Source organism: Frankia sp. Mgl5 (assembly GCF_023242985.1).
GTDB classification, from domain to species: domain Bacteria; phylum Actinomycetota; class Actinomycetes; order Frankiales; family Frankiaceae; genus Parafrankia; species Parafrankia soli.
In genome coordinates this window covers 1-13,803 of record NZ_JALKFY010000656.1, presented here as the reverse complement: position 1 = coordinate 13,803, position 13,803 = coordinate 1, and the positions used below count along the sequence as shown (strand labels likewise).

The window sequence follows — 13,803 nt, the reverse complement described above, 5'->3', positions numbered from 1 at the left end:
AGCGGGGGGAGCAGGCGGCGGGGGCGGCGCGGCGGCGGCAGGTGCCGGCGGAGGCTCCGGGGCCGCGGCGGGGGCCTCGGCGGGCGCGGCCGCCGCGCCGACACCCGCGGCGCCGTCCTCGATGACAGCCAGCTCGACGCCGACCTCGACGGTCTCGTCCTCGGCGACCTTGATCGAGCCGAGCACGCCGGAGGCCGGCGCGGGGATCTCGGTGTCGACCTTGTCGGTGCTGACCTCGAGGAGCGGCTCGTCGGCCTCGACCCGCTCGCCTTCCTTCTTCAGCCAGCGGGTGACCGTCCCCTCGGAGACGCTCTCCCCGAGGCGGGGCATCGTGACGGATACTGACATGCTGACAACGACTCCTTCGTCGCGCCCGGCGCCCTCCCCACCACACCCGGTCGGGCCGGGCGGGGCGGACGCGGGCACCGCGGGCTAGCTGTGGACGTGCCTAGCTGTGGACGTGCAGTGGCTTGCCGGCGAGAGCGAGGTGCGCCTCGCCGAGCGCCTCGGAGAGGGTCGGGTGCGGGTGGAGGAGCTGGGCCACGTCGGCGGGGTATGCCTCCCAGTTGGTGATGAGCTGGGCCTCGGCGATGAGCTCGCCGACCCGGTCGCCCACCATGTGGACGCCGACGACCGGGCCGTCCGCAGCCGAGACCACGGTCACCGCGCCCGCGGAGCGCAGGATCCGTGCCTTTCCGTTGCCCGCCAGGTGGTACGTGGCGGTGTTGATCTCCCCGTGGCGTTCCCGGGCGGCGGCCACGGTCAGACCCACGGACGCCACCTCGGGATGGGAGTAGGTGACCCGCGGGACGTTGTCGTAGTCGACCGGTACCGGGTCGAGCCCGGCGAGCAGCTCGGCCGCGAGGATGCCCTCGGCGAACGCGACGTGGGCCAGTTGTGGCCCGGGCCGCACGTCCCCGAGGGCGGAGACGGTGGGGATGTTCGTCCGCAGGTACCTGTCGACGAGGACGTGGCCGCGTTCCGTCGCGACGCCGACCTCGTCGAGGCCGATGCCGGCGGAGACCGGGCCGCGGCCGACCGCGACGAGCAGGAGCTCGGCGTCGACGGTGGACCCGTCCTCCAGGACAACGGTCACACCCTGGTCGGTGGTCTTCGCGCCCGCGAGGGGCACCCCAAGGCGTAGGGCGATGCCCCGGGCGCGGAACGCGCGTTCGAGCAGCTTCGAGCTGGCCTCGTCCTCGGCCGGGACGAGATGGCCCAGCGCCTCGACGATGGTCACCTCGGCGCCGAACGAACGCCAGACCGACGCGAACTCGCAGCCGATCGCCCCGCCACCGAGCACCACCACCGACCCCGGGACGTGCTCCAGCGCCAGCGCGTCCCCGCTGTCGATGACCGTCCGGTGGTCGAGGTCGAGGCCGGGCAGCGTTCGCGCGGCCGAGCCGGTGGCGACCAGCACGTGCCGGGCCTCGACCACCCGGTCGCCGACGGCCACCGCGGTCGGGGACACCAGCCGGCCGGTGCCCGTGACGACCTCGATGCCCCGGGCCCGGACCAGTCCGCTCAGGCCCTTGTACAGGCCGTCGACCACCGAGTCGCGGTATGCGCCGACCCCGGCCATGTCGATGCCGTCCAGGGTGGCCCGGATGCCGAAGGTCTCGCTGGCGGCGACGGTGTCGACGACCTCCGCCGCGTGCAGCAGCGCCTTCGTCGGGATGCAGCCGCGGTGCAGGCAGGTGCCGCCGAGCTTGTCCTTCTCGATCAGGACGACCCGCAGGCCGAGCTCGGCGGCGCGCAGCGCGGCGGCGTACCCGCCGCTGCCACCCCCGAGGACGACCAGGTCGACGGGACCGGCCGCTGTGTCCGCCACGCGAGGGGTCCCTTCTTCGTCGACTTGCGGACCAGTGGGGTCACGGCCTGGCGGCGGCAGGAGCGTGGTCGTCGTCCAGGCCGGTGAGCCCCGCCGGGGCGGCACCCGACCGCGGGACGGGCGTCCCGCCGGGTGACACGCTCCGGCCCGCCCAGTCTTTCACGACGAGGCGGTTGGACTGGACAGACTGCGCCGACTGTGCCGCATCACGCGACGTCCGTTCGTGTCACCCGCCCCGTCGCGCGGCGTCCTGCGGCGGCGCCGCCGCACGTCACGGGGTGGTGGTGGCCCTGTCCTCGGCGAGCTGGACGAGGGTGCGCACGATGGCCCCGGTGCCGCCTCTGGGCGTGTAGCCGTATGGCTCGCCGCCGTTCCAGGACGGGCCGGCGATGTCGACGTGCGCCCAGGGGATCTCCTCGGGCACGAAGGCGGCGAGGAAGTGGGCGGCGAGCAGCATGCCCGCGTCGCGGTTCCCGCCCGGCGCCACGTTCGCCAGGTCGGCGACCACCGAGTCGAGGCTCTTGCGCAGCTCCGGCGGCATCGGCATCGGCCATACCGTCTCGCCGGCGCGCCCGGCGGCGGCGACCACCGCGTCGGTCGCCTCGGAGCGGCCCATCACCCCGCTCGTGCGGGTGCCCAGCGCGACGATCTGCGCGCCGGTGAGGGTGGCGACGTCGACGACGAGTGCCGGAGTGTCCTCGGACGCGCGGGCCAGCGCGTCGCCGAGCACGAGCCGCCCCTCGGCGTCGGTGTTGAGCACTTCGACCCGCTTGCCGCCGCGCAGCGTGATCACGTCGGACGGTCGGATGGCGTCGCCGGAGGGCATGTTCTCCGCGCACGGCATCCAGCCGGTCACGTTGAGCGCCAGGCCCAGCCGTGCGGCCGCGACGACGGCCGCGAGCACGGAGGCCGCGCCGGCCATGTCGCTCTTCATCCACTCCATGGACACCGGCGGCTTCAGCGACAGGCCGCCGGAGTCGAACGTGATGCCTTTACCCACCAGGGCCAGGTCGGTGCCGGCCGGCTCGCCCCTGGCCGCCCCGGTGCCGGCGGCACCCTGGTAGCGCAGCCGGATCAGCCGCGGCGGGTTGGCCGAGCCCTGGCCGACACCGAGCAGGCCTCCGTAGCCGCCCTCGGCGAGCGCCTCCTCGCCGAGCACCGTCACCTCGACGCCGGCCGCGCCGCCACGCTCCACCGCGATCTCGGCCAGCCGGGCCGGCGAGAGGTGGCTCGGCGGAGTGTTCACCAGGTCCCGCACCAGCGTGACGGCGTCACCGATGATCGTCGCGCGTTCCAGTGCGGCCTCGGCCGCCGCCAGGTCGGACGGGTCCTCGACCGTCAGGACCAGCTCGCGCACGGGTGCCGGCCCGTTCGGCGAGGTGCGCAGGCTGTCGAACGCGTAGGCGCCCAGCAGCGAGCCCTCGGCCGCCGCGCGCAGCGTGGACGCGGTGGGCCGCCCGGTGGCGAGCGCGAGCGTCGAGGCGACCCGGGCGGTGCCGGCGAGCGCGCGGACGGCGGCGCCGGCCGCGCGGCGCAGCGTCTCGGTGTCGGTGTCGGCGCTGGCACCGCCCGCTTCCCCACCCGCTCCGGCGGTACCGGCGGTGAACGCGGCGTGCTCCCCGACGCCGACCGCGAGCACGGTCGGGGCCTTCAGCGTCCCGAGCGTGGCGAAGCGGACGATGTCGCCGGTGGCTCCGGTCGCGCCGAGGTCGGCGAGGATCCGGGCCAGCCGGCCGCCGAGCGCCGCGTCGAGGGCGCCGGTCCCGCCGAGGGGCACCGGACCGTCGTCGCCCTTGGCCATTCCGATCACGACGGCGTCGACGTCGAGGTCGGTGAGGGCTGCGGAGGCGGCAGAGGTGACGGTCATGCTTCGAGCGTATTGGGCCCCGGGACCTGTGGCCTGGTGTGGCACCGAGGCGGTGGGCTGCCGGTGGCCGGAGGGGACGGTGGGAAATCGCCCCGTCACCGCGCCGTCGTCCCGCCGGCCCGTGGCCACGTGGTCCCGTCCGGGCCGCCGCCGGCCTGCCGGAGTGACGTCCCGGGCGGCTACGCTGCCGGCATGGGAGAGCTGCGTCGGTCCCCGCTACACGAACGGCACGTCGAGCTGGGCGCCAAGACGGCCGCCTTCGGCGGGTGGGAGATGCCGATCGAGTACGCCGGCCGGGGCGTGCTCGCCGAGCACGCGGCCGTCCGCGGCGCGGTGGGGATCTTCGACGTCAGCCACCTGGGCAAGGCCCGGGTGGCCGGCCCCGGCGCGGCCGAGTTCGTCAACACCTGCCTGACCAACGACCTGAGGCGGGTCGGCCCCGGCCAGGCGCAGTACACGCTGTGCTGCGACGAGACCGGCGGCGTCGTCGACGACCTGATCGCGTACTACTACGCCGCCGACAACGTGTTCCTCGTGCCCAACGCGGCCAACACCGCCGAGGTCGTCCGGCGGCTCGCCGCGCAGGCGCCCGCCGGCGTCGCCGTCACCGACCTGCACACCGAGTTCGCGGTGCTCGCAGTGCAGGGCCCCGCCTCGCCGGAGGTGCTGCGCAAGCTCGGCCTGCCCGCCGACGGTGCCTACATGAGCTTCGCCGACGCCGAGTGGAAGGGGCGGCCCGTCATCGTCTGCCGCTCCGGCTACACCGGCGAGGCGGGCTTCGAGCTCCTGCCGCGCTGGGCGGACGCGGTGCCGCTCTGGGACGAGCTGCTGACGGTGGTGACCGGCCTCGGTGGCCTGCCGTGTGGCCTCGGCGCCCGGGACACCCTGCGCACCGAGATGGGCTACCCGCTGCACGGCCAGGATCTCTCCCTGTCCATCAGCCCGGTACAGGCCCGGTCGGGGTGGGCCGTCGGCTGGGACAAGCCGGCGTTCTGGGGCCGCGAGGCGCTGCTCGCCGAGCGCGCGGCGGGCCCGGCGCGGTCGCTGTGGGGGCTGCGCTCGAACGACCGCGGCATCCCGCGCCCGCACATGCGGGTGAGCGGCCCGGACGGTGCCGAGCTCGGCGAGGTCACCAGCGGCACCTTCTCCCCGACCCTGCGGCAGGGCATCGGCCTTGCCCTGCTCGACCGCTCCGTGACCGCCGGCGACGAGGTGGCCGTGGACGTACGCGGCCGCGTCTCGACGATGACGGTCGTCCGCCCGCCGTTCGTCTCCGCCTCGCCCAGGTGACGCCGGCGGCTCGCGTCAGCGGGTGACGGGCCGTGTCACCCGGTCACGCGTTCCGGCTCGGCGAAGTCCAGCAGGGCGGCGCGGTCCTCGGGTGGGACGAATCCGGCGTTGATGGTCTCGTCGGCGCTGGTGCCGTAACGCTGCTGGTAGGCCGCGCGGGTCGGGTACAGCTCGGCGACGCGGTCGGCGGGAAGTGGCTTCGTCGAGCCGAGCAGCAGACAGATCGTCGACGGTGTCGGGCCGGGATCACCCGAGAGCACGTCGACGGGAACGTCGACGGGCGGCGTGCGGACACCACCGAGGGCGATGCCGTCCGCGTCGCGGCGCACGCCCGGCAGCAGGCCTTCCGTCAGCTCGACGCGCGGGCCGGTGACCGGTGCCCGGCCGGTCTCCAGCCAGTCGGTGAGCCCCCGCAGGGCAGCCTTCGTGACCAGGTGCATGGGACCGTCGTTGATCGGGGCGCCGCAGTCGATCGAGGCCGCGTTGGCACCGAGCAGGTGCGCGTCGGCGTGTGCGGTGCCGGCGACCTCCCACAGCCGGAAGCGGTCGCTGTCGGGCTGCCGGGCCTTGCTGGAGTTGAGGATGCCGGTCAGGTCCGACTCGGTCTGCACGTCGAACACGGGTGCCGTCTGGTCGGTGCGGAACGTCGTCGGGGAGCTGAGCAGCGCGCCGGTGAGGTCCGCCCCCTGGCCGGGCCCGACCAGGGGCAGCGCGGAGGCGCCCCGGCTGTGCACATAGAAGCCGTCGAAGGCGGCGGTGATCGGCTGGACGCCGTTGTAGTACGTGACCATCGCGAACGCCGACTGGGACTCGCCCGCGGCGACCAGCCGCCGCGGCTGCAGGCCGTCGAGCGCGGCGCCGGCCCGGAGGCCGCGGGCTACCTGGGACAGGATGTCGAACGAGAACCCGTCGCCGGGGTGCGCCAGCGAGCCGTACCGGGCCGGATCGATCGCCTTCAGTCCCTTGCCGGCGAGCTCCGAGCCGGGGCCGGGGGCCTGCACGAGAACCTGGCCGCCGATCACGCCGATCTGCTGCGCGGACACGCCGACCCAGACATGGCCCTGCCGGGTGATCTCCTCGTGCAGGTTGGCCCACTCGGGGTCGGCGTCCACCCCGCCGCTGACGTTCAGCCACTCGACGATCACGGTGCCGCTGAAGTCCGCCGCCTGGGCGGGCCGGCGCACGAGGACCCGGGTCCGGTACGGGGCGGACCCGTCGGGCTCGAACGTCCATCGGCCGTCCTGGGCGAGGCCGCCCACGGCGCGGTAGGACGACGCCGTCCCGGCAGCGGCGTACTCGTGCTCGACGTAGCCGGCCTGTGCCAGGTCCACCGCGATGGCGGCGCCGATGAACGGGCCGTTCCCGCCGGTCAGCTCCTGCGACAGGTCGGCCGCGGTGTCGGGCGGAGGTCCGCCCGGGCCGCCGCCCGGCGTGGTCCAGCAGGCCGATAACGCCAACAGCGCGAGGCCCGTGAGCGCCGCTGCCATGGGCGCGTGCCATCGGGAGGGCGGCCTGCTCCGGGCCTCGATGGCGTCGGGGGTGGGGCCCTGAATACGGCTGGAACGGAGTCTCACAGGTCCTCCTCGGCCCGCGCCCCTGTGTGCTGCGCGGCGCTGCGTACCGACTGCGTGTCGGTGGTGGCGACCAGTGAGCCACGCAGGGGTACCGGCGGACAACGCTTTGCGAGCGGTTCCAGGAGGCGGAGATCCCGAGGGACGGGCTCCGAGAGGATCTCCGGGAGCCCTGGGCACCGTTATCTACCAGCGGGTAACTTCGGGCCCGGTCCCGGGCGGCTCGATCTGGATGATCGTTACGAGGTTTCGTCGCACTGGCACCAAGGTGCCGGCCGGCCGCGGGCTGTAGCAGCGGGGCGGACGGCCCAGTACCGCAACGACACTCGCGCTGCCCGTAACAGGTGATCTTGGCGGGACCGGATGGGGACCAGGCGGGCCTGGCACGGAGCCAGCGCGGCGCAGGCGCGGCCACCACGGACCGCGGTCGATCATGGTGTTCCGCGGCGCACCGGAACGCCCAGCCTGTGCCAACCGGCGGCACGGCGTCGTATGCCAGCTCGGGTACGAACGGATACGTCCGCGGAACCTTCCACCGGCTCGGTACTACTCGGTACTAGTGGAGGCCGAGGGCGTGCAGGACCGGATTCGGGATCGTCGACGCCATCATCAGCAGGGTGACCATGGACGTGATCTCCACAGTCGCGCCGAGGGTGTCCCCGGTGATGCCGCCGAAGCGGCGGACCAGCCAACGCCGTAGCGCGACGGACACCGCGACGCCCACGGCGGCGGCCACGATCGCGCGGACCGCCCGGCCCGTGTCGCCGCCGTCGTAGTCGAGCCGGCCGGCCAGCCCGGCCACGAGCAGGACGCCCACCGTCGCCAGCACCGCGTCCCGGCGCCGCACGGTGCCGGCGACCAGGGCTCCGAGCCCCTCGGCCCGGGCGGAGGGAATGCCCTCGACACAGGACAGCGTGACCGCGAGGCGCCCGGCCATCGCCGCGACCAGGATCGAGACGGTTCCCCGGTGCGCGGTGATCGTGACGCTGAGCGCGCTCACCTGGATGAGCACGACGAACAGGACGGTGACGGCCCCGAACGCGCCGATCGTCGACTCCCGCATCACGGCCAGCGCGCGCTCCCGCCCGCCGCGGACCCCGAACGCGTCCCCCACGTCGGCCAGGCCGTCCAGGTGCAGGCCGCGGGTGAGCAGGGCCAGCAGCGCCACCCCGAGCACGGCGGGCAGCAGGGTCTGGGGGCGCTCGTGCGGGACCTTCGTGACGATGCGCGTCGTCAGCACCACCAGCGCGCTGACGAATCCGAGCGCTAGGCCGACCAGCGGGGCGAGGGCCATGGCACGCCCGGCGACCGCCCGGTCCAGGCGCTCCGGGCCGCGGACCGGCAGCACGGTCAGCAGGGTGAAGGCCGCGCGCGCCTCGATCATCAGACGGTCACGGCGCGCTGCCGGCAGTGCCGCCCGCGCCCGGCCCATCGGCGCCCGGCCTGTCAGCGGCCGGTTCGGCAGGTGTGGGCCCGGTCTGGGTGGAGTCCGGCGTGATCAGGCCGAGCATCCCCAGATCGAGTCCGGGCAGGCCGGAACCGGTCGGCCCAGGTGCGCCCGGGCCGACCGCGGGCGGCTCGTAGCTGCCGGGGGCGCCGGGCTCGAGGGCGTGGGCCTCGGGAGCGCCCGGCTCGGTGTCGGCGGGGTCGGTGGCGTCGGGCGCGGCCGGCTCTTTGGCGCTCACCCCGGCCTGGTCGAACGTCGCCATCTCGGCCAGCGTGGCCTGCGCGGCCGTCAGCATCGGGACGGCCAGCAGCGCGCCGGTGCCCTCCCCGAGCCGCAGGCCGGCGTCCAGAAGCGGCTCCAGCCCGAGGTGGTCGAGGACGAGGCGCTGTGCCGGCTCGGTGGAACGGGTCCCCGCCACCCACCACTGCTTCGCCCCGGGCGCGATCATCTCGGCGGCCAGCGCCGCCGCGCAGACGATCACGCCGTCGAGCACGACGGGCGTGCGCCGCACCCCGGCCTGGACGAGGATGCCGGCGAGTGCGGCGAGATCCGCCCCACCGGCGACCCGCAGAACAGAGCGCGCGTTGCCGGCGTACGGCCGGGCGCGGCGCATCGCGTCCCGGATCGCGGCCGTCTTGAGCATCCAGCGCTCGTCGTCGATGCCGGTGCCGCGGCCGACGACCTCGATCGGCTCGCGGTCGAGCAGCGTGCCCACCACGGCGGCGGCGGGCGTGGTGTTGCCGATGCCCATCTCGCCGGGGACGAGCAGGTCGGCGCCGGCGTCGATCTCCTCGTCGGCGATCAGCCGGCCGACGGCGAAGGCGGCGTCGACCTCGGCGGCGGTGAGTGCGTCGGTCCGGTCGATCCGCCCGCTCCCGCGCCGGACCCGGTACCGCTCGGGAGGCGCGCTGCCGTCAGCCCCGCCCGCCGTGGTGGGCACGGGGGTGTCGACGGCGACGTCCACCACCCGCACCGACGCGCCGACCTGGCGGGCCAGCACGTTGACGGCCGCGCCGCCGGCGGCGAAGTTCGCGACCATCTGCGCGGTCACCTCGGACGGGAACGCGGACACGCCGGCCGTGGCGATGCCGTGGTCCCCGGCGATGACCACCACCCGGACCCGGCGCAACGGCCGCGGCGGGCAGGTGCCCTGCGCGCCGGCGATCCAGACCGACAGGTCCTCGAGGCGGCCCAGGGCGCCCGGCGGTTTGGTGAGCAGGCCCTGCCGGTGGCGCGCGGCCGTCATGGCCTCGTGGTCGAGGTCTGGGACGACCGGTACGGCGTCCGGCGCGAGCGCGGGCGCGGCGGCGGGTTCGGCGGCCGGGGTGATGTCCACTGGTCCTTATTACCTGATCGACGGAGTTCTTCCGGCACATGCGCGGTTTCGGGTGACGACCGGCGCCGACCCGGGCGGCGCCGCCGAAGCGTCGGCGCGCCCTGTCGGAGGTGATCCGGTAATTTGCCGGATGTGTCTGTGCCGGAGCGGCTGCCGTCCGAACCGCCCGGCAGCCTCGCTGTGCCCGCCGCGCCGGACGTGGTGGCGGGGGGTCCGGTCGAGCTGCGGGGCGAGCCCGGGATGTGGCCCGCGGGGGTGGTCGCCCCGTGGGCGGGAGATCCGCGCGGCCCGGACCGCCGCCGGGCGATCTTCCTCAGCCACACCGCCGAGCTGCGGCGTTTCCCGCGGGACCGGTCGTTCGTGGCCGCCGCCGAGCGCGCCGTCGCGCTGGCCGGCGACCGCGTCGTCGACATGGAGTACTTCGGCGCGCGCGCCGACAACCCGGCCGAGTTCTGCGTCCGGCAGGTCCAGGAGAGCGACGTCTACATCGGTCTCATCGGGTTCCGCTACGGGTCGCCCGTCCGGGAGCTGCCGCACCTTTCCTACACCGAGCTCGAGTTCCAGGCGGCCACCCAGGCGGGCATGCCCCGCCTGGTGTTCCTCCTCGAGGACGACGCGGAGGTCCCCTTCCGCGAGTTCGTCGACCCCGCCTACGGCGAGCGGCAGGAGGCCTTCCGGGCGCGGCTGCGGGACGGCGGCACCATCGTCGCCGGGTTCCGGGACGGCCGGCTGGAGACCGCCGTGCTCGACGCCCTGGTCAAGCTGCGGGACAGCGAGCGGCGGGCGACCCGCACGCTGCCCGGGTTCGGCGACGTCCCCCCGGGCCCGCGGCCCGTCCTCGTCCCGGGTCTGGGCCCTGGCGGTGGATGGCTGCGCCGTCCCTGGATGGTGCCGGCCGTCCGGGGGCTGGTGGAGCGCCCGGAGCTCACCGAGGCCGTGCTGCGCCGGCTGCTGCCGCCCGCGAGCGCCCCGGACGCCGCGAGCGCCCCGGACGCCCCGGACGCCTCGGACCCCCCGATCGGCGCCGAGGTCGTCCCGCGCCCCGTCGTGCTCGCGGGCGCCGGCGGCTTCGGGAAGACGACGCTGGCCGCGGCCGTGTGCGGCAGCACGCGGATCGCCCGCCGGTTCGGCGGCGGGGTGCTGTGGGTGACCCTCGGCGAGTCGCTGGCCGGGGCGCACCTGGCCGACCGGATCAACGACCTGAGCGAGGCGCTGTCCGGGGTCCGCCCGACGCTGTCGGACCCCGAGCAGGCCGGGTTCCGCCTCGGTGAGCTGCTCGGCGCCGAGCCCCGGCTGCTCGTCCTGGACGACGTGTGGCGGCGCGCCCAGCTACGCCCGTTCCTGCAGGGCGGGCCGGGCTGCGTCCGCCTGATCACCACGCGGATGCGCGGCCTGCCGCCGGACGCCGACGTCGTCCAGGTGCCCGCGATGGCCGACGGCGAGGCGGTCAGCCTGCTGACCAGGGATGTCCCCGCGCCGCTGCCCGACGCCGTCCTGCGCCGGCTGCTGGTGGTCACCGGCCGCTGGCCGGTGCTGCTCGCGCTGGTCAACCGGGCGGTCGTCCGCCAGACCCGGGATGGCATGTCGGTGCCCCGCGCGGCCGAGCGGGTGCTGCGCCGGCTGGAGCGGCGCGGCCCGACCGCACTGGACGTCAGCCGGGTCGAGGAACGGACGCTCGCCGTCGAGGCGACGCTGTCGGCGAGCCTGGGCCTGCTCACCGGCGACCGGCTCGACCGCTACCTCGAACTAGCCGTCTTCGGCGAGGACGTGGAGATCCCGCGGGACGTCCTGGAGGCCTACTGGGCGGCGACCGGCGATCTCGACCCCGACGAGGTCGACGACCTGTGCCAGGAGTTCGCAGACCTTTCCCTCGTTGTGGCCTACCGGCGGGACCCGCCGTCGCTGGTGCTGCAGGACGTCCTGCGGACCTACCTGCGGGCCCGGGTCGGGGCGGAGCGCCTGCGCGAGCTGGACGGCGTCCTGTGCGACGCGCTCGCCGGCATGATCACCGGCGGCGCTGGCGGTGCTGACGACCCGGCCGGTGGGTCCGAGCCGGCCGGCGGGGTGCGTGCCCCGTGGTGGACGGCGCCGGAGCGGGCCGGCTATCTCTGGGAGCATCTCGCCCGGCACCTGGCCGGCGCCGGCCGGCACGACGAGCTCGCCGCGCTGCTCGGGGACCTGCGCTGGACGGTCGGGAAGCTCTCCGTCGCCCGGCTCGGGCCGGTGGCGGTCGAGGCCGACCTGGCCGTCGCCGGCAGGGTGCGGCCGGACGACCCGGTGCTGCCCGCGCTGAGCCGGGCGCTCGGGCAGAACGCGCACCTGCTCGGCCCCACCGAGCCCGCGGAGGCGCTGGGCACGACCCTGCTGAGCCGGCTCGACGGCATCCGCGCGCTCGAACCGGCCCGCGCCGCGCTGGCCCGGCGGCTGAACGGGCCACGGCTGGTCAACCGGTGGACGCTGCCCGACCAGCCGCACCCCGCGCTGCGCCGGGTGCTGGCCGGCCACCACCGCCAGGTCCTCGCGCTGGCCGTCGCCCCGGACGGGTCGTGGCTGGCCTCCGCCGGCATGGACGGCACCGTCCGCACCTGGACGGTCGGCGCGGGCACGGCGCGCTCGGTGCTCACCGGCCACGTCGGCCAGGTGCTCGGCGTCGCGGCCGCGCCCGGCAGCGGCTGGCTCGTCTCGGTCGGCGAGGACGGCACCGCCCGGATCTGGGACGTCCCCGGCGACGACATCCGCGGCGACGACATCCGCGGCGACGACGTCCGCGGCGACCTGGACGACCTCGAGCCGGGTGATCCCGGCGACACCGGGGAGCGGGAGCGGCGGGGCCGGGATCCCGAGGGGGCCGACCCGGTGGCACGGCTTGTCCTGCGCGGGCACGACGGCCCGGTGAACGGCTGCGCGGTGACCGCCGACGGCACCGGTGTGATCACCGTCGGCGACGACGGCTCGTTGCGGACCTGGGACGCCACCACCGGCACGCCGAGGCTCGCGGTGCCGGTCACCGGCGGGCGGCTGCGCTGCTGCGCCACCGGGCCGGGCGGAGCCGTCGTCGCGACCGGCGGCGAGGACGGGACCATCCGGCTGCACGACCCGCTGACCGGCGAGATCCTCCGGCGGCTGGCCGGTCACGCCGGTCCGGTGCTCGCGCTGGCGTTCGGCCCGGACGGCTCCTGGCTGGTCTCGGCGGGCGAGGACGGCACGCTGCGTCGCTGGGACACCGCCGCCGGCCGCCAGACCGGGGTGCTCAGCGACGGCAGCCGCCCCGTACGGGCCTGCGCGGTCGCCCCGGACGGCTCCTACCTGGTGGCGCCGGCCGGGGACGCGATCTCCGTCCGGGATCTCCCCACCGGCGGCCAGCGGGCCGAGCTCACCGGGGCCACCGGGACGCGGGCCTGCGTCGTCGCCCCGGACGGCTCCTGGATCGCCTCCGCCGGGCGCTACGGCACGATCCGGGTCTGGAGCACCGGCAGCGACCTGCCGCGCCCGTCGACCGCGGGGCGCAACGAGGGGGCCCGCGGCTGCGCCGTCGTGGCCGGCGGCCTGGTGGTCTCCTCCAGCGACGACGGCACCGTCACGGCCTGGGACCCGGTCACCGGCGAGCCGGGAGCGGCGATGGCGGGCCTGCCCGGCCCGGCCCGCGGCTGCCGGGCCGGTCCCGGCGGGCGCTGGGTCGTGGTGTCGGCGCAGCCGACCGCCCTGCGGCTGTGGGAGCCCGCCACCGGCGTCGTCCGCGCCGTGCTGACGGCCGACGTCGCGATCCTCGGCTTCACGGTCGCCGCGGACGGCTCGTGGGTGGCCGGCGGCTGCGAGGACGGCTCGGTGCGGCTGTGGGACACCGAGTCCGGGGAGTGGATGGCCACCTTCGCCGGCCACACCGAGGGGGTGCAGGCCTGCGTCGCCGGTCCGGACGGCACCTGGCTCGCCTCCGGCGGGGACGACGCCACCGTGCGGATCTGGGACGTGGCGACCCTCGAGCAGCGCGCCTCGCTGCCCGGCCACACCGACCCGGTGCTCGGGCTGACCACCGACCCGGCGGGCCGCGTCCTGGTCTCGACCGGTGCGGACCACACCGTGCGGGTCTGGGAGGCCGCGACCGGGCGGGCGCTGGCCGTCCTGCACGGTCATGCGCACACGGTGCGGGAGGCGAGCTTCTCCCCGGACGGCGCCTGGCTCGCGACGGTCGGCGGGGACGGGTCGGTGCGGGTCTGGGACCCGCTGACCTGGCAGTGCCGCACGATGATCCGGTTCGAAGGCGCGGCCCGCGGCTGCTGCTGGCTGCCGGACTCCACGGGCCTGGCCGTCGCCGGCTCGGCCGGCCTGTACCTCTACAGCTTCGCGCCGGACTGAGTGATCCGTCCCGACCGGCGTGGACGGACGTCCGGCCGTCCGGTGTGGGCTGTTGTGTAGATGACTGTGGCGGTCGGGTGAGTCCGGTGGGATTCACCCGACCGCCGT

At 75.8% G+C, this 13,803-nt stretch carries 8 protein-coding genes; 2 read left to right on the top strand and 6 right to left on the bottom strand.

The window, feature by feature from the left end:
- The 3 genes from MXD62_RS21610 to MXD62_RS21600 all read right to left on the bottom strand — a co-directional run.
- Nucleotides 1-348: biotin/lipoyl-containing protein (locus MXD62_RS21610; RefSeq protein WP_285224137.1), on the bottom strand; the 348-nt coding region annotated here is incomplete at its 3' end.
- A gap of 100 nt (nucleotides 349-448) precedes the next feature.
- The gene (gene lpdA / locus MXD62_RS21605) at nucleotides 449-1,831 is read right to left on the bottom strand and encodes a dihydrolipoyl dehydrogenase (protein WP_248831309.1); all 1,383 of its coding nucleotides are present in this window, start codon (nucleotides 1,829-1,831) and stop codon (nucleotides 449-451) included.
- 271 nt (nucleotides 1,832-2,102) lie between these two features.
- Nucleotides 2,103-3,698 carry a leucyl aminopeptidase gene (locus MXD62_RS21600; protein ID WP_248831308.1) on the bottom strand — a complete coding sequence of 532 codons (1,596 nt, stop codon included), beginning with the start codon at nucleotides 3,696-3,698 and terminating at the stop codon, nucleotides 2,103-2,105.
- Nucleotides 3,699-3,890: 192 nt separating this feature from the next.
- Between MXD62_RS21600 and gcvT the strand changes: the two genes are divergently transcribed.
- Nucleotides 3,891-4,988 (top strand): glycine cleavage system aminomethyltransferase GcvT, encoded by a 1,098-nt coding sequence (gcvT, locus tag MXD62_RS21595; RefSeq protein WP_248831307.1) that lies wholly within the window; start codon nucleotides 3,891-3,893, stop codon nucleotides 4,986-4,988.
- 35 nt (nucleotides 4,989-5,023) lie between these two features.
- Here gcvT and MXD62_RS21590 read toward each other — a convergent pair whose 3' ends face one another.
- The 3 genes from MXD62_RS21590 to cobT form a co-directional block, all read right to left on the bottom strand.
- Nucleotides 5,024-6,475, bottom strand: coding sequence for an alpha/beta hydrolase domain-containing protein (locus tag MXD62_RS21590; protein ID WP_248831306.1), 1,452 nt, complete (start codon nucleotides 6,473-6,475; stop codon nucleotides 5,024-5,026).
- A 640-nt stretch (nucleotides 6,476-7,115) separates the two neighbouring features.
- Nucleotides 7,116-7,943 carry an adenosylcobinamide-GDP ribazoletransferase gene (gene cobS / locus MXD62_RS21585; RefSeq protein ID WP_248831305.1) on the bottom strand — a complete coding sequence of 276 codons (828 nt, stop codon included), beginning with the start codon at nucleotides 7,941-7,943 and terminating at the stop codon, nucleotides 7,116-7,118.
- Nucleotides 7,944-7,950: 7 nt separating this feature from the next.
- Nucleotides 7,951-9,342, bottom strand: a complete 1,392-nt coding sequence (gene cobT, locus MXD62_RS21580; RefSeq protein WP_248831304.1) for a nicotinate-nucleotide--dimethylbenzimidazole phosphoribosyltransferase — start codon at nucleotides 9,340-9,342, stop codon at nucleotides 7,951-7,953.
- A 138-nt stretch (nucleotides 9,343-9,480) separates the two neighbouring features.
- Between cobT and MXD62_RS21575 the strand changes: the two genes are divergently transcribed.
- Nucleotides 9,481-13,695 (top strand): DUF4062 domain-containing protein, encoded by a 4,215-nt coding sequence (locus MXD62_RS21575; protein ID WP_248831303.1) that lies wholly within the window; start codon nucleotides 9,481-9,483, stop codon nucleotides 13,693-13,695.
- The last annotated feature ends 108 nt before the right edge of the window (nucleotides 13,696-13,803 follow it).